We start from the raw sequence: 22,831 nt of genomic DNA, 5'->3' as shown, positions 1-22,831 counted from the left end.
AACCTCAAGGTAATGACACAACGGCTTGGTTGATTGAACCGGGGAAATCATCAATCTAATCTACGGACGCTCCGGCTCAACATTCCGGAGCGAGCATTGATGAAAAAGATAAAAATCAACCTTGGAGAAGACAATTGTGAGTATCAAAAAAAATACCCTCATGGCTGCGGCCATGGGTACGATCCTGGCAGCGGCGGGACCGGCAAGCGCTCAAAGTACCCATTCCACCCAACAGGTGGTCGAGCTGCTCCAGCAGCAGATACTGCAGCTTCAACAGCAACTGCAAAGTCTGAGCGTTGAGGTGAATTTATCCTGCAGGGAAGTTTGACTATGCGTTGGCTTACTATCGTATCAAGGCCAAAAATGCCGGCACGTCCGGCGGCAACACGCTGCAGCCGTTTGACCTGACCAGCGGCATCACTTCGGCAGCGAGCGGGACCTGGGACACGCTATACGGTGCGGCGTTTTATCGCCTCGACAAGCAGACTGATCTGTATCTGGCTTTCGATTATTCCTATGTCGGCGGTGGCTACAACACCAGCTACTTTAACGGCAACCGGAAGATTTTCCAGGCCGGCCTCGGCGCCCGCTATTTTTTCTGATCAATCCGCTCTCCTGTTGCTGCGATTTTGTGGCTCCCCCAAAAGGAGCCATTTTTTTTAAGAGCTCGCATTACCGGTTGAGAACGGGTTGACCTGCGCCAGGAGGTATATCTTGCCCGTCTTGGCTCATGCGTTTGTGGCAGACTATTACTTGAACGGCAATTGTGTGTTCAAATAATTTTCCGGAGGGGAAATGGCAATTGATGAGGCGATTACGCTGAAAAAAATGGAAGTCTTTCTAGCCTTCATGACGCTTAACAATATGGCGCGGGTTTCGGAAAGCCTTGGGCAAAGTACGGTGAGCGTGCACCGTGCCTTGCATTCGCTTGAAGAGGCATTGCGCTGTCCGCTTTTCAAGCACGAAGGACGCAACCTGATTCCACTCCAGACCGCTTATACGTTCGCCGAATACGCGAAGCGGATAGTCGATGAATGCGAGGAGGGTGTGCGCAAGGTGCGTGATGCAGGCGGATTTAACGCCCCCCGCCTCAAGATGGGCGCTCTTTATTCCTTGACGTTAAGGTGCATCCCGCAACTGGTGATAGGGCTCAAGTTGCGCAAGCCAGAACTCGATATCGATCTCACCATGGGCTCAAATCGGGAGTTGCTGCAAAGTCTGGTAGATGGGCAGCTTGACGCTATTGTTGTCGGACTGCATGGGGAGAATGAAAATAACGGGCTGGTTTCGGTACCATTATTTTATGACGATATCTTTTTGGCGGCGCCGGTCGGCTCACCGTATGCCGGTAACAATCATATTGATCTCCAGGATTTTCGCGCAGAAAAATTTGTCACCTTGAGCGACGGATTTGCGACCACTGAGGATTTTCACCATTGCTTTGAACTCGCGGGTTTCATTCCCAATATCGCCATGCGGGTACAGGACATTTTTTCGTTGATTAACTTGATTAGCGGAGGAATCGGATACAGTCTGCTACCCGGACGCGTTGGCGAATTCAGCTCCCGCATTGAGCTGATTCCACTTGAAGAAAGGTACGCGTCCCGACAGCAGATTACTCTGCTGTTGCCGAAAAACAGGGAAAGGGATCCCAACCTGTTGGCGCTGGCTGCAGAATGCCGGATGTACGGTCGGCGCGATAACGGGAAAGATGGCTTCCTGTAGGCCGCGCGATTTCGCGCCATTTCCGGATTCTAGCAGCCAGGAATCCTGCATGGCGCTATTTGCCGGCACGTCCTTGCTGTATTCATGCGTGATGAGATCTCTTCACGAAGTCGCCTGCATGCGCGGCTTGGTCTTTTTCATCGACATGCTGATTGCAGCAAGGATCCGAACTGCAGCCTCCATCTGTTCGTCGCTGAATCCGCCTAAACCGAGGACGAGTCCTGAGCGACCGTTGCCCTCCGAATACATTGGGGACACTGCACGCACGGCGACTCCCGCCTCCACGGCGCGCGACGCCAGCAGGACGTCATCGATACCGCGCGCTAGCCAGAGTACCAGATGCATGCCCTGATCGCTTGGCTGCAGCCATCCGAGATCCTTGGGAATCCATCGCTCGAGCATGGCTACCAGCTGGCTTCGCCGGTCAGCGTACACAGCGCGAATGCGTCGGATATGCCGATCCAGATGACCTTCAGTGATGAAAGCGGCGAGGACGTGCTGGTCGGCGCTTGGCGTATGCCGGTCCATCAGTACACGCGCACCGCAGAAGGCGGGCACCAAAGCTTCGGGAACGATGGCATAGCCGAGGCGCAGCGACGGAAACAGGATCTTGCTGAAGGTGCCGAGGTAGACGACGCGATCCGGTGCCAGACCCTGCAGTGAAGGAAACGGATGGCCGGCGTAGCGCAGTTCGCTGTCGTAGTCATCCTCTACGATCCAGGCGCCGCTCTTCCGTGCCCAAGCCAGCAGTGCATTCCTGCGCCCCATGCTCATCGGCATTCCCAGCGGATATTGATGCGAAGGCGTGACGAATGCAGCACGCGCATCCTTTGCCATTGCCATGCCGGCGTCGACGTCGATGCCGGCATCGTCAACTGGAACGCGCACCATGCGATCCTGCCGCCCTGTGCTTTCGAGAATTCCCGTAATGCCTCGATAGGCGGGGTCTTCCACCCACGCGATGTCGGTGGCGCCCAGCAGCACCTGGCAGGCAAGGTACAACCCTTGCTGGGTTCCCGCCGTGACGATGACTTGTTCAGCACTGCACTGTACCGAGCGCGACCTCCGCACATACTCTGCCACGGCTTCCCGCAGGGCCTTGACACCCTGCGGATCGTCATAGCCCGAGGGCGCGCCTGGTCCTCGGGCGCGGATGCGGTTGCCGAGCCGTCGCCACGCTGCGTCGGGTGCTGCCGGGCCTGTGGGAACGGAAACGGCAAAGGGTACCGGTGGGAGCGGCTTGAATTGCTCCGCGACTTTGGCGAAGGCGGCTGCAGGCGCCGGCAGTGAAGTGGGCGTCGTGCTTGCCGCCGGCTTTTGCAAACCGCTGGCAGCTGGCCCCGGTTGGGCCAGCGCGGAAGCGACTCGCGTGCCCGCCCTTGGTTGTGCATCGAGAAATCCCTCGGCGATCAGTTGTTCGTACGCCTCCATGACCGTGCCGCGCGCGATATCGAGCGCGCCGGCCAGCTGACGAGTCGAAGGCAGAAGATCGCCAGGTTTCAAGTTGCCGGCATGTATCGCCTCGCGCAGAGCGTGCGTCAATTGACGGCCAAGATGCCCGCTGCTACGGTCCAAGCCGCTAATGGGCGGCAACTCAACAGCCTGGGGACGTCGTGGCATACGATTCTGGCCTACTGAAATTGATCAATTGTGGATCTATATAGTAATCCAGAAAATAGCGATAATCCACCTCGGATAACGAGCCAGGCCAGTACTGCCTGCAAAGGCATAAGCGTTGCAATCAGGGTCAAGACCGGGAGAACTGATATGTATGTACCCACCCATTTCGATGAGTCTCGCATAGAAGTGCTGCATGAGCTCATCAGGCAACATCCTTTTGGAATACTGTTCACGCATGGCGCAAGTGGACTGGATGCCAACCATATTCCTTTTGAACTCGATCCCCAGCGGGGCGGGATGGGCGTATTGAATGCCCATGTGGCGCGCGCCAATCCGGTGTGGAAGGACGTATCCGACGGCGACGAGGTACTGGTGGTGTTTCGGGTCGCCGATGCGTATGTTTCACCCAATTGGTATCCGTCCAAGCATGAATTCCACAAGCAGGTACCCACCTGGAATTACATGGTGGCCCATGCCTACGGACGCATCGTCATCCGCGACGACGAGCGCTTCGTGCGCAGCGTGGTTGCCCGCCTGACCCGAACCCATGAAGCGTCACAGCCGGCGCCATGGAAGATGACGGACAGCGCCAAGGAGGACATTGACACGATGCTCAAGGCCATCGTCGGCCTGGAGATTGAAATCACGCGCCTTGTCGGCAAGTCAAAACTGAGCCAGAACAAGGAAGTTCGTGACATCCGCGGCGCCGGCGAGACGCTCAAGGCCCAAGGTGATTGTATGATTGGCGATGCCATGCTGGCTTGTGCTGACGCCAAGTCGGCATAAATTTTCTACCCATTTGTAATTAGAGCTCGCGGGCGGAGGCGATGCCATAGTTCATGAATGAGTGACGAGTGATGCGTGATGCGTGATGCGATAGGTGGAAAAACACTCTTTGCAGTTCTCGTGTAGGCCGCCTGTTATACTGGCCATTCGGCGACTGACGGCCATCTTGCGGATAAAATTTCAGTGCTTAATCTCGACCGCATCGACTGGCTATTCAACGCAACAGAGGCCTTTCCGGATTTGAGCCGCGTGCCGCGACGATGGAAATCTCAAGCAAATATTGCACTCCCGCCAGTCTAGACTCGACACATGCTCTGGCCGGCGCGTGTCCGACTGGCAACCAGCTATCCCACACGGCATTGAATTCGTCGTAAGTGGAAATATCCGGCAGCCAGATCATCGCCGACAACATCTTTGTCTTGTCGGAACCTGCCTCGGCCAACAAGCCTTCGACCTTGTCCAGTACTTGATGGGTTTGGCCTGTAATGTCGGCGTTAGTGTCATCAGCCACCTGCCCGGCCAGGTACACGCGGTCATGATGGATGACGGCCTGGCTCATACGCCCTGTGCTAAGAATGCGAGTTATGTTGTTCATCGTATGTTCCTGTGATGTTCCCCGGGACACCTATCTTATTTATGCATGTTTACCAGGGAAAAAAGATGGTATTGCGATAATTCCTCTTGAATGAAGTCATTAATCCGCATGGTGATCTGCTGCGCCATCAGATTTCTAGCCGCATATTTCGACTCGGTGCGGCATTGAGTCGGCTTTAATAAAATTTGATCGACCTCAATGGTGACTGCGCGGAAGATATCGAACGCAGTCAATTCCTCCACGCGATCGTCAAATTCCAGCAAACTTTCCAGATATTCATTCCTCTTTAATATCTTGGCTTTTATCAGGCAATCAATTAAACCGGCAATTGAGAATTCATCTTCGAATTGTTTCAAGATAAACTTGCCGCTAATTGGTTCCGGCCAATTCCTGACAATAAAAGCGCAGATGGCCAACGCATCGTTAAATCGGTGGTGCACACTCTGTAAGCATAAGAGATGCGGCTCAAACAAAGCCGAGTCCTCTTTTTGAATGATGTTCATCTTTACTGCGCTGTGCGTGCTCACCATCGATTTACATAAACGCATCAATAAGTCTTCACAGGAACCGGGTTGCCATTTTTGAAGTCATAGACGGTTACCGGTGAATTTTTCAAATCCCTGTTGCTATCGAATTCATAGGTTCCTGCGATGCCTTTGTAATTGACGGCAGCCATCGCCGGAGCAAATTTTTTCGGGTCGACCGAATTGGCTTTTTTCATTGCTTCGGCAATGACCATCACCCCGTCATAGAACGAGATCGAATACATCAGCGGTTTCAGGTTGAAGCGCTTTTCATAGCGCGCGGAAAAGTCTTTCCCAAGCGGATTCTGGTCAAGAATAATGCCGCCAACCGTACACAAGACTTTGTCATCCACCGCATCGCCGCCGAGTTTTCCCATCTCGGCGTTGCAGATGCCGTCGCCCCCCATCAAGTAGACATTCAATCCCAATTGCTTCATTTGGCGCTTCATTCCCGAGCCTTGACTGTACATGCCGCCATAGAATATGCCGTCGGGTTTCTTGCTCTTGATGGAAGTAATGATGGCATTGAAATCGGTGGCCTTGTCGTTGGTGTAATCGCGTCCGACGATTTCAATGCCGTTGGCCTTGGCCTTCTTTATAAATTCGTCTGCAACGCCGACGCCATAGGCGCTGCGATCATCGACGACCGCCACTCTTTTCAGGGCTATTTCCTTTGCCGCGTAAGTACCCATGGTGCCACCCAAGGCATTGTCCGTAGGCGTAACCCGGAACACAAAGGGATAGCCTTGCACGGTTATTTTTGGATTGGAGGCGATCACTGCGAGAACGACTTGCGCATCGTTATACACTCTCGACGCTGGCATCGCGACCCCTGAGTTGTACGGTCCGATCACCGCTTTGACACCTGCATCAACCAATTTCTGCGCGACCTGCACGCCGATTTTCGGATCGGCCGCATCATCTTCGCTGAGCAGTTCGAATTTGATTTTTGAGCCGCCAATTACCAGGTTTTGCTGGTTAAGCTGATCGATCGCCATCTGCGCACCGTTTTCATTGTCTTTCCCGATTGCGGCCTGCGCTCCCGATAGCGGACTGCTTAATCCGAGTTTGACGATTTGCTCGCCGGCGCCGAAACATAGCGCCGGCATGAACACTGCTGTGACGCCGACGCTTGCAAGGGCGTGTCGAAAAAATTTCCTGTTCATCACCATCTCCTAATGAGTTTTTCAGATAACAAATCCTAAACAAATCCTATTCAAGCCACTGCATTTTCTTAAATTCAGATCTGTATTTTGGAAGGTCTTGCAACTACCACTTTCAGTTAAAACGATCTGGCGCATACGGCGCCAGGTCAAACGGCGAGGATCGCCCGGCGACCAGGTCTGCAACCACGGCGCCACTCAGGCCACCCAGCGTCAGGCCGATATGCTGGTGGCCAAACGCATAAATCACGCGTGCCGATGCGCGCGAACGCCCCATCACCGGAAGACCGTCCGGCAAGCTCGGCCGAAAACCCAGCCAAGACTCAGTCGGCGTGGTCAATGCCGGCAGTGCACGTTTCGACGAGAATTGCAGCAGGTCGAGCAATCCCTGATGCTTGTGCGGATTCAAACCGGCCAGTTCGACTGTCCCGGCCACGCGGATGCCGTGTGCCATCGGCGTCATGTAGAAGCCGCGTTCGGCCCAGCCGACCGGGCGCGAGATGAGATTGGAGCTGCCGGGATACATGATGTGATAGCCGCGTTCGGTATCCAGCGGAATGCGGTCGCCGCACTGCCTGGCGAAGCCGCCTGAATGCGCGCCGGCACAGACGGCGACATAGTCGTGGGCGGCGCTGCCTGCCGCGGTTTCCAGCAGTACGCCATTGGATTGGGGCTTGATGTTATTCACGGCGCAGTTCTCCATGCGTAATCCCGCCTGCATTAACCAGGCCGCCAATGTTTTCAGAAATGCCTCCGGATCCGATAAAAACCAGGAGCCCGAAAACAGCACGCCGCGATCGAACAGAGGACTCAATTGCGGTTCCAGCTGCTGGACTTGCTCGCGGCTGACGATGCTGAAATCGACGCCAAGGGAGCGCCGCAACGATAAGGTCGGCTCCGATGCACGGAAGGCGGCCGCCCCCGAATACAGATACAGGCATTCGCTGCGGCGGATGAACCGTTCCAGGTCGGCGTGCTCGATCATTTCTCGATAGCCGTCATGCGCGCGGCTCAACAGCACCGACAGCGCGCCGGCGGATGCAACATAGCGCCGCTCTGTCGAACTTTGCAGGAAACGCACCAGCCATGGCGCTAGCTGCGGCAAATAACGCCAGCGCAAGCGGAACGGGCTGTCGGGGGAAAGCATGAAGCGCGGCAGATCCCGAAACACCGACGGATTATTCACCGGGATGCAGGCATAGCTGGCAAAGGTTCCAGCGTTTCCATATGAGGCGCCGCCGGCGACGCCGGCCGGATCGTAAATGGTGACCTGATGACCGTCCCGCATCAGCCAATAGGCCGCGGACAGACCAACAAAGCCGGCACCGAGAACTGCTACTTTTGCCATGACGTGCTCACCTGTGTATCAATGAATGGCGGAGCAAGCGGATATTTCCGCTCCGTTCCGGCGCTTAATATTGCTTTGGAGCAGATCATCCGCACCATGTCCCGCTGTGTTGACTTTGCAGTTGGTACAAATAATTTTAGTACTCACACAAAGATTTACAATTTACATATTTGCATAAGTTTTGTGTGGACACAAGATATTTTTATGCGGTGCTTCTGACGCCTGCAAGCTATTTCCTTCGAGGAACATGGCAGATAAGCGGCCGCGCAAGAGTGAGTTACAATGCGAATGTTTGTATGATTCAAATTATTTTTGTATGGAGTTTTTCTCTTGCCCAAACACGAAGACCGTGATTTCGAAGCACCCCTGCGTAGCGCCGGACTGACAAAACCGTTTACCTACCAGGATCTGGCGGCCAAGCTGGAAGCTGACATACGCCGCGGCGTCTATCCGCCGGGTAGTTGCTTGCCTGCACAGCGGCAGCTGGCTGAAGAATTGGGAATCAATGTCTCGACCGTATCGCGTAGCTATCGCGAGTTGCAGTTAAGCGGCCTGGTGATCGGCAGCAAGCGGCGCGGCTCGATGGTGACCGGCGGCGCGATGCCGCACGTGGCGGCAGCGCGCCCATCCCATTCCGGCGCGATTGACTTGACCGTGAACCGGCCGGCAACGCGCGATTTTCTGAACCAGCTGGCGCTGACCATGGCCGAGTTGCCGAAAGATCCGCGTTTCGTCGAATTGCAGGAGTATCAACCGCCTCAAGGCCCGCTTTGGGCCAGGGTAGCGGGCGCCAAATGGATGGCGGCACCCGGTTTTGAACCGGATCCGGAGAATGTTGTTGTGACCAGCGGCGCGCAACACGGGCTGTATGCCGTGATGAACAGCTTGATGGGGATAGACGGTGCAATACTGGCCGATCGCCTGACGTACTACGGCCTGAAGGCGTTGGCGCCGGTGTTCCATTTTGAGATCATCGGGGTCGATAGCGACGCGCAGGGCATGTTGCCGGAAACACTTGAGCGCGAGTGCGCAACGCGTAAGGTGAAGGCGATCTTTACCGTGCCGAACTTCCAGAACCCTACAGTCGTCACCATGAGCCTGGAGCGCCGCGCCGCGCTGGTGGAAATTGCGCGCCGCCACGACGTTCAAATCATTGAGGACGATGTCTACGGGCCGTTGGTCGACCAGCGTCTGCCGACGCTGGCCAGCCTGTGCCCTGAGCGCACTTATCACATTTCATCGACTTCAAAACTGCTGGCCCCTGGCTTGCGTCTCGGCTTCCTGGCGACGCCGCCGCACCGCGCTGCGATTGCCGCCGAAGCGGTGCGTACCACCGCCTGGATGCCGGCGCCGATTTCAATGCTGATCGCCTCCCAGTGGATCGAGAATGGCGTCACCACCCAGCTGCTCGCGGCGCAACGCCAAGAACTGAAGTACCGCCACGACCTGGCGCGCGGCTTGCTCGATGGCGCGCAGATCAGCAGTGATCCCGCATGCATGTTCATCTGGCTGATTTTGCCCGCGCCCTGGCGCGCCGATGACTTCGCCGCTAATGCGCAGGCGCGCGGCGTTAGCGTGATGCCGGCGTCGGCATTCGCCGTCGGCCGCTCGGAAAGCGAACACGGCGTACGCATCAATCTTTCCAGCGCTTCGTCGCGGGAAGATCTGGTTGTAGCGTTGAGGATACTTGCGGAGACGCTCAATGACCGTCCTCGGGCGCTGTTCGGCAACGCCTGAGCAGGTGCAGCGAGTCACGCTAGCGCACTCACTCGGTTAGCCACGAAGCGGGCGGCTCTGCTGCCTGATTCAAGATTCGTCGATCAGGAAGTTGCGCTCCGGGGCATTTAATTGCGCCGTTGCAGGGCCGGTTTCATCCTTCAAATCTACTCCGGACAATTGCCGCCGATACGATTCGGTCAGCAAATAATGCAGCTTGTGAGCAGCGTCCGCGTAGCGCAAACCGGCCGGCCGCACGTTGGAGATGCAATTGCGGCTGGCGTCGGTCAGGCCGACCTGCGGCTTCCAGGTCAGGTACAGGCCCATGCTGTCCGGCGAGCTCAAGCCAGGGCGTTCGCCGATGAGCACCACCACCATCCTGGCGCATAGCAGCTCGGCCACTTCATCGCCGACCGCGACCCGTCCCTGCTCGACGACGGCGATCGGCGCGATAGACCAATCCTGCGCCTTCAATTGCGGTAACACGCATTCCAGAAAAGGCAGGGCATTCTGTGTAATGGCCAGTGCCGACAAGCCATCGGCCAGCACGAAGGCAATATCAAAAGGCCGTTCGCGCTGGGCGCACTGCAATGCTTCGAGCGAATGGCGCGATGCGGCATCCAGCCGGCGCCCCAGATCAGGGCGTTGCAGATAGGTGTTGCGGTCGGCAGCGGCGCTATGCAGCGTGATGCAGGATTGTCCCAGCGCGGCCAATCCTGCGCACAGGGATGGCAGGTCCAGCGCCAGATGCACCGCATCGCGCGCCTTCGCGTGCGCGAGTTGGAAAGCCAGTTGCGGTGCGGTCGGCAGGCTGACGCCGGCCCGGCCCAGCGCGATGCGGGCATCGGTGAACTGGCGCAGCGCCTGCCACGGGTTGGCGGTAACGGGCTTTCGGTTCATGGGTCGGATCTCCTCAAGGCAGACGCAACAAGGCTTGCCGGAATGGCGGCGGCAACGCTTCGCTGAGCCGGAACTGCTGATCGCTGCTGAATATCTGCATTTTCTGCAACCATGCTTCAAACTCTGGCGCCGGCCGCAAGCCCAGTGTGCGGCGCGCATACAGTGCGTCATGGAAGGATGTGGTCTGGTAATTCAGCATGATATCGTCGGAGCCGGGAATTCCCATCACGAAGGTGCAGCCAGCCACGCCGAGCAGGGTCAGCAGCACGTCCATGTCGTTCTGGTCGGCTTCGGCATGGTTGGTGTAACAGACGTCGCAGCCCATCGGCAAGCCGAGCAGCTTGGCGCAGAAGTGGTCTTCCAGGCCGGCGCGGATGATCTGCTTGCCGTCGTACAGATATTCCGGGCCGATGAAACCAACCACGGTATTCACCAGCAGTGGCTTGAACCGGCGCGCAACCGCGTAGGAACGGGCTTCGCAGGTTTGCTGATCGACACCGTGATGGGCATTGGCCGACAGCGCGCTGCCCTGGCCGGTCTCGAAATACATCACGTTATCGCCGACAGTGCCGCGTTGCAGCGACAGGGCCGCGCTGCGCGCTTCGCCCAGCAGGTCCAGGCTGACGCCAAAGCTGCGGTTGGTGGCCTCGGTGCCACCGATCGATTGGAACACCAGGTCAACCGGCGCACCGCGATTGATGGCTTCGATGGTGTTGGTGACATGCGTCAATACGCAGGACTGGGTTGGAATATCGTATTGGACGATGATGTCGTTCATCATCGTCATCAGCTTGATGACTTGCGGCACGTTGTCGGTGGCCGGATTGATGCCGAACACTGCATCGCCGCTGCCATACAGCAAGCCGTCGAGCAGGCTGGCGGCGATCCCGCTGGCGTCGTCGGTCGGATGGTTCGGCTGCAGGCGGGTCGACATGCGGCCCGGCAGCCCGATGGTGTTGCGGAAGGCAGTCACCACGCGGCATTTCTGCGCGACCAGAATCAGATCCTGGTTGCGCATGATCTTGGATACGGCGGCCGCCATTTCCGGCATGATGCCGGGCGCCGCTGCAGCCAGCACGGCAGAGTCCACCTCGTCGCTCAGCAGCCAGTTGCGGAAGTCGCCGACCGTCAGGTGGCTGACCGGCGCAAACGCGGCGGCATCGTGGCCGTCGATGATCAGACGCGTGATTTCATCGTCTTCATACGGCACTACGACCTCATTGAGGAAGGTGCTCAACGGCAGTTCGGCCAAGGCCATCTGCGCGACGGCACGCTCTTCTGCGCTGGCTGCGGCAACGGCTGCCAGCATGTCGCCGGAACGTGCCGGCGTGGCCTTGGCCATCAGATCCTTCAGATCGCGAAAACCGTAAGTCCTGGTGCCGACGGTGTGGCTGTACTGATGCGTGCGCGCGGTACTTGTATTGGTCATGATGATCGAGTCCATTGGTAGTTCTTCGAAGCGTCGTTTCAACTAACTTTCGTCAAACCGTACTTGTTTCATCTGAAAGCAATGACGAACGCGCCAGCAAGTGCACCAGAGTCGATTGGTGGGTATGGCTTTTGCTTGTTTTTAACTATAGCAAGATCCGTTTTCTGGCGTTATCGAATTTCGGCAAAGTTTCGCAATGGGCTTTGCCAGGCAGGGATTGAGCCGGTCGGAATAAAGCATGTAATTCGTCGCCAGTTATCTGTTGTAAGGAAGTACAAGATGCCGAATACATTGAATCCGCAGCGCACGGCCGGGGGCCAGGCTGTACCTTTGTTGAACAGGCCGCACCAAATTAGAACAGTCGATGCATATGATGCGGATGACCATGCATGCAATTTGACCGCATGGAAGCAGAATTACGATCAGATTACTCCAGGGAAATTCCATGGCGTCCTAGCCGAACTGCAAATGCCACAAATGCAGGTATTTCTTGAACAAACCAGCCAGGCAGTGCACCAGTCATGCTGTGTCTGGCCGGATGCGTTCTGGTTCGGCCTGCAAATGCATGCGAACAGCGGCCGCATCAATGGGCGCTTGTGCGGCACGGGTGCGATCATGGTGCGGCCGGGAAATTGCGAGTTTGAGCTGGTGACGCCTGTCGATTACGCCATCTACGGCATTGTTATCCGGCGCAATGCCTTGTTGTGTGCCGCCGACCAGATGCGCTGCCGGATTGACTGGTCACAGCTGGCCAATGCCGAAGTCTTGCATGTGGCAGATGCGGCAAATACCGCCTGCCTGCAGACGCTGGCATCGCTACTATCGGACCATGATGCGGGCAGCGAACAGATTCCAGCCGCCAGTCTTGAACTTCCGCAGCAAGCCGTGATGATGGCGATCCTGTCCATGCTTGATACCAGCGAGGCGGACCGTGCGCTCAGCAGCAGTTTCATGCGGCGGCAACGCATTGTCGGGCAGGCACGTGACTATGTGTTGGCACACCGTGACCAGGCGATTGCCGTGCCGGAACTGTGCGAACATTTGCATGTCAGTCGCCGCACCTTGCAATATTGTTTTGAAGACGTACTGGGTATCAGTCCGATACAGTATTTGCGGATCATTCGCCTGAATGGCGCACGCAGACATCTGCGGGAAGATTTATCAAATAGCCGGACGGTAAGGGATGTCGCGGTAGATTGGGGATTTTGGCATTTCAGCCAGTTTTCAAGTGACTACCGGAAATTGTTCGGGCAGAGCCCGTCCGAATTGCTGCGACAGCGCATTCTCGCCCCAAGTTTGGCGTCGAGCGCTTGAATCACGGCCCCTTTCATTGGATCCTTCAGACGTAAAAAGCTGGCGCCAAGAAATGGATCGTCTTATGTCGCGCACAATTTGTGTTCCGCCTGTTTTTATCCGTAACATTTTCAGCTAATTTCTTCCGACAACCCGACCTCATTGCCAGCATCCAGTCGGCCATGTGCTAAGTTTAGGCTAAGTACTGCCTGCTATCTTTGTGGCCGCAAAGAGCTGCGCACGCAACGACATAAGAATGAGGGGTGTCTTGCAGCATAACCATAAGGCCCGGCATCTGGCATTCCAACGAAGAGTCCTCCGATGAGCCGCGGCGTCAACCCGATAACGATGTTCCATATCTTCAGCGAAGAAAAATGCATACAACAAATATTCCCAAATACTCCGCGCCAGCAAAGTTTTTCCATTGGGTGACTGTACTGCTACTTGTGATCCAGTACACCATCGGTTGGCTAATGCCGGATATAGGGCGCGATACGCAGCCAGTCGGATTGATCAGTTGGCATCTGTCGATCGGCGCGCTGATCGTGCTGCTGGTTCTTGCAAGGTTCATGTGGCGCTGGAAGCAGCATCCGCCGCCGGCGCAGCAGATGCTGTCACCGCTATTGAATCGGATTGCGCGAGCCACTCATTGGCTGCTTTACCTGCTGCTGATCGCTTTCCCCTTGATGGGCTGGGCTAACGCCTCTTCGCGCGGCTGGCCGGTGTCATTGTTCGGCGTGCTTCCCTTGCCGGCGCTGTCATCCAAAGGTTCGCAACTCGGCCATGCGCTAGGCGACGTCCACCAGCTGTTTGCGTGGGTATTAATCGCCATGGTCGCGTTGCATATTGCAGGCGCGCTGTACCACCATTTCATCGTCAAAGATGACACGTTGCGGCGTATGTTGCTGAACCGTTAGCATTCCGCAGAGGAGCACTGATCGTTATCTATCGAGCATCTTCATCAAGGAAAATGACGAGCCAGGCAATTTGAACTGCTGGATCAAAGAGAATGGATTCGCTTGCCATAGGCGGTAAATTGCAACAGTTTCCGGACGGCCAATTACCTGCCGTAAACCTGATCAAACTCGCAAACTAAGGCTGCGATTAAACCAGCTGTACCGGGTGGTGCATCGAAAAACACGAGACGAAGGGTTTTGCGGATTGCGTGCACTACGCCGGCTGCTTGACTTCCCAGGCATCATGGCCGGCGCTGCCCTTTTGAGCGGCCTGCTGCCGCGGCGGCGATCATGGGTCTGCGGGAGTCGATATTTTTGCTATGCTAGGTCAACACGCCCTAGCGACTTTCCACTGGTCGGCGCCACCGCCTAGGCCGGCCGACCCTATTTACGGAGCAGCATACATGGCCTCTTTGCAAGAGCAATTTTTGAAAGCCGGCCTGGTCGACAAAAATAAAGTCAAACTGGTCAACCAGGACAAGAATAAGCAGAAGAAGGCCGAGCGCCGGAGCGGCACTGCCAGTGTCGATGAAACGCGTCTGGCGGCACTCGAAACGCAACGCAAGAATGCCGAGCGGGCCCGCGAACTCAATGCCCAGCGCGATGCGGCCGCCGCCCAGAAGGCGATCGTGGCGCAAATTGCCCAGATGGTGCAGAAAAATCGCCAAAGCAAGGGCGCCGGCGACATCGCCTACAATTTTACCCACGACAAGAAGGTCGAACGGCTGTATGTGTCGGCCGCTGTGCAGGCGCATTTAATGGCAGGGCGCCTGGTGATCGTCTGCCAGGGCGACGCCAGGGAATTGGTGCCCAGGATCATCGCCGACAAGATCGCGGAACGCGATGCCTCGCTCGTCGTGCGGGTGAACAAGGCCAGCACCGAGATCGATGCGGACGATCCGTATGCCGCCTTCCAGATACCGGACGACTTGATGTGGTAGTTCCGGCGCCTGTCTCATGAAAAATTTTCGGCAGCCACATACGTGGCTGGCTTGCACAAATTTGCATAAGACATCATCCCGGAACAATTCCTGCATCTGGAACGTTCCGGGATTTTTTTATCAGCCGGACCAGCCGCTCAACCTCAGTCAGGAATAGTCACTACGTTATTGGAAAATGTAATCCGATCGCCACTAGCTGGCGTCGTCAGGATGGGGGGAACATTTGCGATACTGATCGGATTGGCTTTGCCGCTGGCATCCACGCCGCGCGGAATAGTGCGTACAACCTGGCTCGGCGGCAGTGCGGCACCGTTCTTCAAGTTGGCATACATCATGTTCATAGCCTGTATGTAGTACACATGCAAGGGGATGAAGCGAGAATCAAATCCAGCGAGAGGCAAAAAGGTGTCGAAATGCTGGCCGTTGGTGACTTCGATATACGACAACTTGCTATTGCCGCCTTCAACCATATGATTGACCCCGAAGTACGGGCGTGATGAAAATCCGACCGGGATCAGCGTATCCGAACGGCCGTGCACGATCACGGCAGGCTTGCCTTGCAAATTACCGGTACGCATGGCTTCACGGATTCCCTGTTGCACCCGGATTGCATTGGCGCTGCCGCCCGTTGCCAGCTCGCGTTGGCATAACGCGCCATCGATGTTGTAATCGGAGACGCCAGTGCTGGGAGAAATGGACACTGCGTCAGCCACCGCACCGCCGACACTGTTATTGTTGAAAATGCTGATGCCAACGGTGGGTGGCACCCCGTTACCCTTGGCGAATGAGCTTGCCAATCCCGCCGTCGCACCGGAAAAACTGAATCCGCACAAATTATCCAAGACGCTGAAGCGGCCATAGGCATTGCTATATGTCATGGCGATGGACGGCGTGGCAAATGCGTACATCGCCGCATGCAAATCACGGCTTTCCGGTTGCCAGCCGGCGGCGAGCAAGGCGTTCATCGCGCTGGTCGCCAATTCATCGGTGGTGTTTCCGCTGATTAATCCATGTGTCTTGAGCGCGGCGCAACGGTTGGTCGCTGTCGCCTTTACGATACTGGAAAGGAAGGGCGCGTTGACGGCTGAGGATGCCAATGCCGCACACGGCTGCAACAAATTCGCCAAAGTAAAATAGTCATACAGCGGCTTGCCGGTACCGGTTGCAATGGTTGTGCCGCGGATGACGGACAAGCTGCTGTCGGGCGCCAATTGCACGTGCGGTTCACTCACGGCAACGCCGCTGATCAATCCTTTGCTATCCTGCTCTGCCGCTGCCAAGGCTGCTCCAGCCCCGTTCGAGATGCTGGAGGCGATCACAATAGTGTTGGCAGGCGATAATTTGATCAAATGCGATTGCCCGTCTTTTGCGACATCCCCATATTTTTGATTCAATACGTAGTAGGCGAATTCGATAGACTGCAAGGTAAATTTTCCCCAGTCTTTTTCTGGATTCCGTTGAGAATGCGCGTGCTTGACTGCAAATCGCTTAGGCGTGACCGCATTGAATGCAGTGCGCTGGGCATCTGTCACATCTGCCGTGAAATTTGAATTTACGCCCGCCGCCGCGACAGAACTACGTACGCCATCCTGCAGGTTGACCGTATTGTTTTGCAAATCGTCGATGCCGTTCCCTGTCCCCTTGTCGTTGTAGGCAACAGCACATCCATGTTTCAAGCCCCATTCGCCTGAAGTGCCGACCGCGCCGTATACGCCGCGTGAACCGCTCGAGGTTCCGGTGATAATGCAGGGACTGGCCGGATTGAAGGAATTCGGTATTTGCACCATCATGGTGACGTTTTGTTTGCCGCTACCGTCGTCCGAGTAAGCGATATATTCGGTACCCGCAATCTTCCCCTCGCCTAATGTGTCTTTTCCTGATACGTCGATATTCGGCCCATACAGAACGCCGAATCCGCCAGCGGGTGTCGCATCGAGGACTGCGCGGTAATTCGTGTAAATCGCGATTTTTCGTAATTCGGCGGCCGTGGGGGCCGTTGCGTCAACCGGACTAGGGGCCGTGGCAGAAGTCAGACCGGTTTTTCCGAGACCGCCGGTGAGCAGGTCGTCGGTGTTGCCATCGTAAGCCGTCGCGGAAATGGTGCCCACGTAGGGCGGCTTGGCATTGATGGCTTCTAAACTGCCGCCACCGCCGCAGCCGGTCAATGGAAAAACAAGTCCTGCCAGCGCCAGATAGTGAAGTGTATAGAGCATGTCCTGTTTCATTTCATCTCCTTTGTTATTGACGATTTTTTTGAACAGATAATTCAGTCCCACTTGAGTTTCACGACAAGCATCAACCGCAAAAATTAAACATTATTTCTCTACCGCCTTTGATCGCGAAAACACCGCCCCTAGTGTCGCGCCGGCAAGATTGGCATACTGCACCGTACCATGCCTGATCTGTCCCATTACAGGGATTGAGCTATCCAGCGCCAGCCTGATTGAGGGGCTATCGATCGTCTTGGTACGAAAGCGAGCATTCAATCGCAAATACATTGCATCATAGGTCTGTGCAATACACACGGCGCAGGGTATATTTTTAGCACTGTTGTTTTTTGCATATTGCAAAATCAAGGCCGTACTGCGCTCGTTCATCACGCCGTCCTGAATACAGGTCTGGGGCGTGATGAGAGGCTATGCCGTGGCGGTTCAGCTGGATTGGCGCGAAGCAGCGCCAAATCAAGAATCCATCTACTCTTGCGGCGAGGGGCGATTTTTCTTGCAACAAGCGGCTGCGATTTGCTTGCCTGTTTGCAGGGCGCTTGCAAAATCCGAGTCAGACATTTTCTGGCCGGCATTGCGCCTCAGCTGTTCTTCCGACCAAGCACTGTTTCTCGCATCTGCCTCGGCTACCTTGTAGGCGAGGGATAGTCTTGCATCGCGCGGCAGCAGTTCTCCCGCGTCATACACTTGCGACAGTAATGCGAGGGCAAATGGTTCTCCTTGTCCGGCGGCAGATTTCAGTTCCGTGACGGCTTCGGTTTTCCACTGTTGTACGATGGGATCGTCCGCGCTTTTTGCCAAGTCTGTATCGCGACCGTATGGCCCTTCCATGAAGTAATCAATTTGCGCCTCTACTTTTCCCGCGCGCGCGGCCAAAGTCAGAAAGGAGAGACGTTCCTGGAGTTGCGCTGAATTGACGCCTACGCACAATGCCAGCAATTTTTTTCGTTCATCCAGAAACCGGTCGAGCTCGGCGCCGCTGTTGTATGCGGGAGCGGGCTCGTCGTTACTGGCGCAAACCGCTGCCGCCTGGTAAACATTGTAGGCTGCGTCTTTGTCGCCGGCCCTTGCCAGGCTATTCCACTTGGCGATGTACTCCAGCGCCGTAAGCCCGCCCAGGTCGACCTGGCGGCCGTTGCGCGCATACACGGCGGCAGACGGAAGAGGGAGCGTGGCGCGGCCGTTTCCCTGGTTTGCCGTTCCTGGCGCAAACGGCGATATCAGTTCGCTGCTGCGGGGAGATAGATTGGAAACAGGATCCCGGCTTCCGGCTGTTACGCTCAGCTTTTCCCCGGAACCCGCTGTCGTCGACAGATAGATTCCAAGGCATGCGCCGGCCACTGCGAGCAGTAGCGAATAGGGGATGGTCGGGCTCACGACATCGGGAAAACTTAGAGAATAGTTGGGTAGCAAGGGCAGCGGCTGATGCCCTCAAAAAAACATCAGCGCGCCAGGCAGCTCACCACAGGCCTGATGCCGGTCGGCATCAGGTGTCAAACCGGCGGCGCTTAGTTCCACAAATAGCAATAAGTCTCGCTGGCTTCCAGATTGCCGCCTTCGCCGCCATTGGCCAGCAATTTCTTGATGAATCCATTTGGATGCGCCTGGTCCGGCGTGACGTTGCAGTTGTCGTGGACCCAGTGAATGCCATAGCCGCTGGTATACAGCTGGCCGCACATTTCCACTTGATCGCCGATATGGAACGCCGCCAGCGACTTCGGTATCGAAGTCGAATTCTTTTGATAATCCGCCGCGTAGACGTTGTCCATGGCAACGTCATAAGTCCTGCCATCCTGGTCCGCTTTTACGCGGATATGCGTATGCGAGAGCTTGACGCCCTTGAGCGCCTTGCCATCCGCAAATGTCGGTTTGGCGTTGACGGTGCCCGTGAGATAGCTGCCCGCGGCGGCGTCGCAATCCGCTTGGCCATCAGCCATGGCGTACATTGCCTGAGTCATCAGGCAAAGGGAAACCAGGAATTTTTTCATTTACCTTTTCTCCTTCATGTTTCTATAAGGTCCATCGGTTAATAAAACAGGGGATGACTGTTGCTTTCACCGTGTCGCAGCACAGATTTTCTCCGGGCAGCGGCGTAGCCATGCAAGCCAGGACAGCGCCCTGGCAGCTTATAAAAATAACAGTTATTTATTACGCAATGATGACTTGTGGAAACATTTTCCCGTTGTTTTGAGGCGCCGACCCATGTTGCCTGTTAATTAGGTCAACACGCCCTAATGTGAGGTAAAAAAGGCGGTTTCTGCAAGCTCAGACCCTGCGGGCTGTTCGACTAGTTAGCGCCCGGTATGCAGAAGCTTGGCGTGATCTCCCATGGCGTCTCTAACGCTTTGCGCCTCGACGTTTCCTCCCGCGACGGCCTCTGCAAGTAGCGCCACCGCTCGTTGCAATTGCGGATCTTGGGCGACGTCGGCCTCATTCAACATCTGGCGGCCGGAGCGTTGCTCTTGGCGTTGGAGTTGCTTGCTTAACTCAAATTGCGCTTGCGAATTGCCGCGTCTGGTCAGCTCTTCAAGCTGGCTTACCATGCTGGCTTCCGCCGGGGCAGAATTATTACAATCGGCCGGCGCTGCGCTTCCCTTGCTGTGCAGCGTATTGCATTGCTCTTGTTCGTGAAGCGTTTTGCCGATGGCGGCAGCGGCGCTCGTGTTGGCCCCTTGGCTGGCCGAGCGGGTTGACGTATCGCTGCCGTTGTTACAGTGCGCCAGGGTCCGGCCAAACGGGTTTGCCAATGTATCGGCGGCGCATTCAGGGGAAGCTGATGCGGATGAGCTCGCCTGCGCCTCGGAATAACTGGCGCCGACGGCGGGGTACGCAGCTTCGTGACTGTTATCCGCGCGTTGGATCACGACTATATACGCGACGACCAGAGCGCTTGCGAACAGGATGCAGGCTTTGAGAGATAGGGCTTTGGCAAGCATGATTTCCTTTCTTGTACTTAGGCGGTAAGCCGGCTCCTGATGAGTGAGCTGGAGGCGACCCTGCCGCGGTGCAGCGCGACTTTTACGGCGGGTCGCCTGCAGCATTACCAGCTCACCGTGTCAGACAAGGTAACGGTTCCAGAGGCCGGCGTATTCAGCGCACGGTTACCGTTATTCGGCAAGTTCTCCCAGGTGACCGAACCATCGCTGTTCTTACGATAGTACTTGTAGGAGATTCCAGAACTTGCGGGCAAGTTGACCTTGTTGGTCCAGGCCGGGTAGCTGGCCGGGTCCACGGGCGTGCCCAGATCGGTGTTCCATGATCCCAGTTCGGGCACGCTGCCGGTCACGTACATCCATTGCCCAGGGGCTGTATTGGCCGTCACGTTCACCGCCGCCTGTACCTGACCGGCTGAGGGAGCGATTGCGCAGTTGTTGTAGCGTGAGCAGACAGGTTGCGGAATATCGATGACATGCTGGGCATTGATCGATGCCAGCAGGTTGATGTACTCGCCCATGGCCCAGCTCAGAGGAGCAATCGATTTGGTCGGGCTTCCCGCCACATTAGGGGCGGGCGTCGTAGCTTGCCAACCGCCGTCGATGCCGGGCGTGACTGACGCCGTGTTGTTCCAGACCTGTTCCGAGACAAATCCTTCAGGCGTGGAAAATGCCTTGACCGCGCTCAAAAAAGAACTGCCGCTGCTGCCCAGGCCGCTCTTGGCAATCTCGTACATCCCGCGTTCAGCGGTAAAGATCGGCCACAGCCGTCCTCTTCCAGACGAGCCATTGTAATTGGTGCCATCGTTTTGTTCGCCATAGCCGTCAAAGTTATAGCGGAACCATGCATCGCCTTTCCCGGTCACGGTCTGCTTGATGGCGCCGTCATACACCGGTATGGTCGAGACGATGCTGCTATCGTTCGGACTCTTGACCCCCATGCGCACCAGTTCGAGAAAGCCGCCGTCGATTATCTTGCGTTGATCGTGCGAACCGCCGCCGTTTCCTATCGTATATATCGATGCAGCATCCGGGCCGCTGGTCGGATTGTAGACCTGGGGGCCGGTGCCGGTGCCGCTCTTACCTGCCGGATTGATCCTCATGTAGTACTTGCCGTTGCCGAGCGGGCCCGTATTGGTAAAGGTCCACCCCGCGACATTCTGTTGCCAATAGTCGGCGGTGCGCATGTATGTCGCTGCGCTGGTGGCGTCGTTATTCGCGATGGCTATCTTGGCCGCAGCCACGAGGCCGGCAATTTCCGCGGCGATGGTCGATGGCGAATAGCCTGAGGTTTCTTCCCATCGTTCCTGTTGCGTCCAGGGACCGTTGGCGACGATATAATCGGCTGCCAGCTTGATCTTCGGCCAAATCGGATTGTAGACAGTCGGGCCAAGACGATAAGCAAGCAGGATGGGCATTGCCTGCTCATCCATCTGAGTCCCGTTCCAGTATGGCGTGCCATTAATTTGCGAATTCTGAGGAAAACGTCCGCTCGCCTGTTGCTGCACGTTGAACAGGAAGCCGACAGCGGACGATGCCGACGTCACGTCGCCCGCCGTAATGAGCGAGTTCGCGAACTTGAAAAGATCGCGGGCCCAGACCAGATGATAACCACCTGTATTGATGGTGTCGTTCGCGGTTTCCCCCCATGGCGTGCCCATGCCGGCAATCATCGCGCCATTCGATTTGTCCTGTATAGACTTGAGCGACATCGCGGCAAGATAGTATTGATCGTCTGCAGTGCCGCCCTGCGTGCTTAGGGTGTTGTTATAAGCATGCCATTCGTTATCGTAAGTCGTTCCCAGCGTGGAGATGTTGTCCGCCAGCGTTGCGTTGGCGGTGTTCATCGCCTCTGTTTCGGTAGCGCCGAAACCGACGGCAACGTCGAAAGAGATGCTGGTTGCCGTGCTGCCGCCAAAGTTGATCCAACCCATCTGCGCCACATTGCCATTCGTTGCAGTGTTATAGGTGTAATCCATGCTCCTATCGGCCGTACCGCCAAGCAAGTCGGTCCAGCCGTCGTTGACTCCGACAAAGCCGACCGAGGCCATGGTTGTACCGCCGACATTCTGCCAGGGAAGGGATACGCCGATTGCAGAAGCACGCGTCGATTTTGAGGCAACCAGCAAGGTGCGTCCACCCGACACAAGGGTTTTTGCGGTATCGCCCGAGCCCGCGTCATTCATGGAGGGATTGTGGAGGAGGTAGAGATTGAAGTTGCCGACGTTCTTGCCGTTGAGCGCAGTGAATGTAGTGCGCTGAATCAAGGTATTGCGCGTCGGGTCGACAAAAATGGTCTTGCTAAGCTGCCAGTTATGGCCGCTGTTGGCTGTGCTTGTGGTCCAGGTCATTGACCGCTTGTCCGCTTGTGTCGCTGTATAAGCAGCTTGCACTTTTTCTTCGTCGACAAACGTTTTTGCCGTGTCGCCGACCAGAAACTGCAGATCGACGTTGTTCGGGTTATCCAGGGTCGGGTAGAAGACCTCCGTGATGATGCTGCGGTACCCGGTAAAGTAGACCCGGGATGTATTGCTGGCCGAGGTGCCGAGTAATGATTTCTGCGCGGGCGCCCAGCTGGATCCAAGACCCGGCCCGCCCGGTGCGGCGCCGCCGGCAAATGCCTGCGGCGCGGTCAGGAACGCCGCCATCAGAGAGGTAGCGATAACGGTCAATGTAA

The 22,831-nt window shown here is 56.4% G+C and carries 21 protein-coding genes; 8 read left to right on the top strand and 13 right to left on the bottom strand.

Going from position 1 to position 22,831, the window contains the following annotated elements; translation table 11 throughout:
* The first annotated feature begins 99 nt into the window (after positions 1 to 99).
* From BLV81_RS19155 to BLV81_RS19145, 3 genes are all read left to right on the top strand, one after another.
* Positions 100 to 300 (top strand): hypothetical protein, encoded by a 201-nt coding sequence (locus tag BLV81_RS19155; RefSeq protein WP_143036382.1) that lies wholly within the window; start codon positions 100 to 102, stop codon positions 298 to 300.
* A 35-nt stretch (positions 301 to 335) separates the two neighbouring features.
* On the top strand, positions 336 to 602 hold the full coding sequence (locus tag BLV81_RS19150; protein ID WP_092359205.1) for a hypothetical protein: 267 nt from the start codon (positions 336 to 338) through the stop codon (positions 600 to 602).
* 193 nt (positions 603 to 795) lie between these two features.
* The gene (locus BLV81_RS19145) at positions 796 to 1,725 is read left to right on the top strand and encodes a LysR family transcriptional regulator (protein ID WP_092359203.1); all 930 of its coding nucleotides are present in this window, start codon (positions 796 to 798) and stop codon (positions 1,723 to 1,725) included.
* A gap of 102 nt (positions 1,726 to 1,827) precedes the next feature.
* Here BLV81_RS19145 and BLV81_RS19140 read toward each other — a convergent pair whose 3' ends face one another.
* Entirely contained in the window at positions 1,828 to 3,345 is a 1,518-nt protein-coding gene (locus BLV81_RS19140; protein ID WP_092359201.1) for a MocR-like pyridoxine biosynthesis transcription factor PdxR, read from the bottom strand.
* A gap of 147 nt (positions 3,346 to 3,492) precedes the next feature.
* Here BLV81_RS19140 and BLV81_RS19135 point away from each other — a divergent pair, with 147 nt between their 5' ends.
* Complete coding sequence (locus BLV81_RS19135) at positions 3,493 to 4,131, top strand: FMN-binding negative transcriptional regulator (RefSeq protein WP_092359199.1); 639 nt, start codon at positions 3,493 to 3,495, stop codon at positions 4,129 to 4,131.
* 214 nt (positions 4,132 to 4,345) lie between these two features.
* Here BLV81_RS19135 and BLV81_RS19130 read toward each other — a convergent pair whose 3' ends face one another.
* From BLV81_RS19130 to BLV81_RS19115, 4 genes are all read right to left on the bottom strand, one after another.
* Positions 4,346 to 4,726, bottom strand: a complete 381-nt coding sequence (locus BLV81_RS19130) for a RidA family protein (protein ID WP_092359197.1) — start codon at positions 4,724 to 4,726, stop codon at positions 4,346 to 4,348.
* A gap of 35 nt (positions 4,727 to 4,761) precedes the next feature.
* The gene (locus BLV81_RS19125; protein WP_143036381.1) at positions 4,762 to 5,229 is read right to left on the bottom strand and encodes a hypothetical protein; all 468 of its coding nucleotides are present in this window, start codon (positions 5,227 to 5,229) and stop codon (positions 4,762 to 4,764) included.
* 44 nt (positions 5,230 to 5,273) lie between these two features.
* Positions 5,274 to 6,416, bottom strand: coding sequence for a branched-chain amino acid ABC transporter substrate-binding protein (locus BLV81_RS19120; RefSeq protein ID WP_092359194.1), 1,143 nt, complete (start codon positions 6,414 to 6,416; stop codon positions 5,274 to 5,276).
* Between the two features lie 112 nt (positions 6,417 to 6,528).
* Positions 6,529 to 7,761 (bottom strand): NAD(P)/FAD-dependent oxidoreductase, encoded by a 1,233-nt coding sequence (locus tag BLV81_RS19115; RefSeq protein ID WP_092359192.1) that lies wholly within the window; start codon positions 7,759 to 7,761, stop codon positions 6,529 to 6,531.
* Between the two features lie 330 nt (positions 7,762 to 8,091).
* Between BLV81_RS19115 and BLV81_RS19110 the strand changes: the two genes are divergently transcribed.
* Positions 8,092 to 9,498: an aminotransferase-like domain-containing protein gene (locus BLV81_RS19110; RefSeq protein WP_092359190.1), complete on the top strand. Its 1,407-nt coding sequence runs from the start codon at positions 8,092 to 8,094 to the stop codon at positions 9,496 to 9,498.
* Between the two features lie 69 nt (positions 9,499 to 9,567).
* On the opposite strand, the gene eutC is transcribed toward BLV81_RS19110, so the two are convergent.
* Together eutC and BLV81_RS19100 are read right to left on the bottom strand one after the other, a co-directional pair.
* Entirely contained in the window at positions 9,568 to 10,377 is an 810-nt protein-coding gene (gene eutC / locus BLV81_RS19105; protein WP_092359188.1) for an ethanolamine ammonia-lyase subunit EutC, read from the bottom strand.
* A 13-nt stretch (positions 10,378 to 10,390) separates the two neighbouring features.
* Positions 10,391 to 11,806: an ethanolamine ammonia-lyase subunit EutB gene (locus BLV81_RS19100; RefSeq protein WP_092359248.1), complete on the bottom strand. Its 1,416-nt coding sequence runs from the start codon at positions 11,804 to 11,806 to the stop codon at positions 10,391 to 10,393.
* A gap of 63 nt (positions 11,807 to 11,869) precedes the next feature.
* On the opposite strand from BLV81_RS19100, the gene BLV81_RS19095 reads away from it, so the two are divergent.
* The 3 genes from BLV81_RS19095 to BLV81_RS19085 all read left to right on the top strand — a co-directional run bounded on the left by BLV81_RS19095 (position 11,870) and on the right by BLV81_RS19085 (position 14,996).
* Positions 11,870 to 13,120, top strand: a complete 1,251-nt coding sequence (locus BLV81_RS19095) for a helix-turn-helix domain-containing protein (RefSeq protein ID WP_369823905.1) — start codon at positions 11,870 to 11,872, stop codon at positions 13,118 to 13,120.
* Between the two features lie 353 nt (positions 13,121 to 13,473).
* Complete coding sequence (locus tag BLV81_RS19090) at positions 13,474 to 14,016, top strand: cytochrome b (RefSeq protein ID WP_092359184.1); 543 nt, start codon at positions 13,474 to 13,476, stop codon at positions 14,014 to 14,016.
* Positions 14,017 to 14,459: 443 nt separating this feature from the next.
* The gene (locus tag BLV81_RS19085; RefSeq protein WP_092359182.1) at positions 14,460 to 14,996 is read left to right on the top strand and encodes a DUF2058 domain-containing protein; all 537 of its coding nucleotides are present in this window, start codon (positions 14,460 to 14,462) and stop codon (positions 14,994 to 14,996) included.
* Positions 14,997 to 15,139: 143 nt separating this feature from the next.
* On the opposite strand, the gene BLV81_RS19080 is transcribed toward BLV81_RS19085, so the two are convergent.
* The 6 genes from BLV81_RS19080 to BLV81_RS19055 form a co-directional block, all read right to left on the bottom strand.
* Positions 15,140 to 17,221 carry a D-(-)-3-hydroxybutyrate oligomer hydrolase gene (locus BLV81_RS19080; protein ID WP_255365357.1) on the bottom strand — a complete coding sequence of 694 codons (2,082 nt, stop codon included), beginning with the start codon at positions 17,219 to 17,221 and terminating at the stop codon, positions 15,140 to 15,142.
* 90 nt (positions 17,222 to 17,311) lie between these two features.
* Complete coding sequence (locus BLV81_RS19075; protein ID WP_092359180.1) at positions 17,312 to 17,593, bottom strand: hypothetical protein; 282 nt, start codon at positions 17,591 to 17,593, stop codon at positions 17,312 to 17,314.
* Positions 17,594 to 17,689: 96 nt separating this feature from the next.
* The gene (locus BLV81_RS19070) at positions 17,690 to 18,598 is read right to left on the bottom strand and encodes a hypothetical protein (protein ID WP_143036380.1); all 909 of its coding nucleotides are present in this window, start codon (positions 18,596 to 18,598) and stop codon (positions 17,690 to 17,692) included.
* A gap of 131 nt (positions 18,599 to 18,729) precedes the next feature.
* Entirely contained in the window at positions 18,730 to 19,209 is a 480-nt protein-coding gene (locus BLV81_RS19065) for a hypothetical protein (protein ID WP_255365356.1), read from the bottom strand.
* A gap of 303 nt (positions 19,210 to 19,512) precedes the next feature.
* On the bottom strand, positions 19,513 to 20,157 hold the full coding sequence (locus BLV81_RS19060; protein WP_092359176.1) for a hypothetical protein: 645 nt from the start codon (positions 20,155 to 20,157) through the stop codon (positions 19,513 to 19,515).
* 104 nt (positions 20,158 to 20,261) lie between these two features.
* Positions 20,262 to 22,802: a glycoside hydrolase family 15 protein gene (locus BLV81_RS19055; protein ID WP_092359242.1), complete on the bottom strand. Its 2,541-nt coding sequence runs from the start codon at positions 22,800 to 22,802 to the stop codon at positions 20,262 to 20,264.
* Between the last annotated feature and the right edge of the window lie 29 nt (positions 22,803 to 22,831).

Origin of the sequence: Collimonas sp. OK242, from assembly GCF_900107095.1 — a bacterium.
GTDB lineage: Bacteria > Pseudomonadota > Gammaproteobacteria > Burkholderiales > Burkholderiaceae_D > Collimonas.
The sequence above is the reverse complement of the archived record's forward strand: the minus strand, read 5'-3'. Positions and strand labels throughout refer to the sequence as shown.

What these genes read in the sequence shown, in the direction of transcription:
- BLV81_RS19060 (WP_092359176.1), bottom strand. Translation starts at nt 20,157, where the DNA reads ATGCTTGCCAAAGCCCTATCTCTCAAAGCCTGCATCCTGTTCGCAAGC.
- eutC (WP_092359188.1), bottom strand. Translation starts at nt 10,377, where the DNA reads ATGAACCGAAAGCCCGTTACCGCCAACCCGTGGCAGGCGCTGCGCCAG.
- BLV81_RS19135 (WP_092359199.1), top strand. Translation starts at nt 3,493, where the DNA reads ATGTATGTACCCACCCATTTCGATGAGTCTCGCATAGAAGTGCTGCAT.
- BLV81_RS19080 (WP_255365357.1), bottom strand. Translation starts at nt 17,221, where the DNA reads ATGAAACAGGACATGCTCTATACACTTCACTATCTGGCGCTGGCAGGA.
- BLV81_RS19145 (WP_092359203.1), top strand. Translation starts at nt 796, where the DNA reads ATGGCAATTGATGAGGCGATTACGCTGAAAAAAATGGAAGTCTTTCTA.
- BLV81_RS19155 (WP_143036382.1), top strand. Translation starts at nt 100, where the DNA reads ATGAAAAAGATAAAAATCAACCTTGGAGAAGACAATTGTGAGTATCAA.
- BLV81_RS19140 (WP_092359201.1), bottom strand. Translation starts at nt 3,345, where the DNA reads ATGCCACGACGTCCCCAGGCTGTTGAGTTGCCGCCCATTAGCGGCTTG.
- BLV81_RS19120 (WP_092359194.1), bottom strand. Translation starts at nt 6,416, where the DNA reads ATGAACAGGAAATTTTTTCGACACGCCCTTGCAAGCGTCGGCGTCACA.
- BLV81_RS19125 (WP_143036381.1), bottom strand. Translation starts at nt 5,229, where the DNA reads ATGAACATCATTCAAAAAGAGGACTCGGCTTTGTTTGAGCCGCATCTC.
- BLV81_RS19065 (WP_255365356.1), bottom strand. Translation starts at nt 19,209, where the DNA reads ATGAAAAAATTCCTGGTTTCCCTTTGCCTGATGACTCAGGCAATGTAC.
- BLV81_RS19055 (WP_092359242.1), bottom strand. Translation starts at nt 22,802, where the DNA reads ATGGCGGCGTTCCTGACCGCGCCGCAGGCATTTGCCGGCGGCGCCGCA.
- BLV81_RS19115 (WP_092359192.1), bottom strand. Translation starts at nt 7,761, where the DNA reads ATGGCAAAAGTAGCAGTTCTCGGTGCCGGCTTTGTTGGTCTGTCCGCG.
- BLV81_RS19075 (WP_092359180.1), bottom strand. Translation starts at nt 17,593, where the DNA reads ATGAACGAGCGCAGTACGGCCTTGATTTTGCAATATGCAAAAAACAAC.
- BLV81_RS19085 (WP_092359182.1), top strand. Translation starts at nt 14,460, where the DNA reads ATGGCCTCTTTGCAAGAGCAATTTTTGAAAGCCGGCCTGGTCGACAAA.
- BLV81_RS19090 (WP_092359184.1), top strand. Translation starts at nt 13,474, where the DNA reads ATGCATACAACAAATATTCCCAAATACTCCGCGCCAGCAAAGTTTTTC.
- BLV81_RS19100 (WP_092359248.1), bottom strand. Translation starts at nt 11,806, where the DNA reads ATGACCAATACAAGTACCGCGCGCACGCATCAGTACAGCCACACCGTC.
- BLV81_RS19130 (WP_092359197.1), bottom strand. Translation starts at nt 4,726, where the DNA reads ATGAACAACATAACTCGCATTCTTAGCACAGGGCGTATGAGCCAGGCC.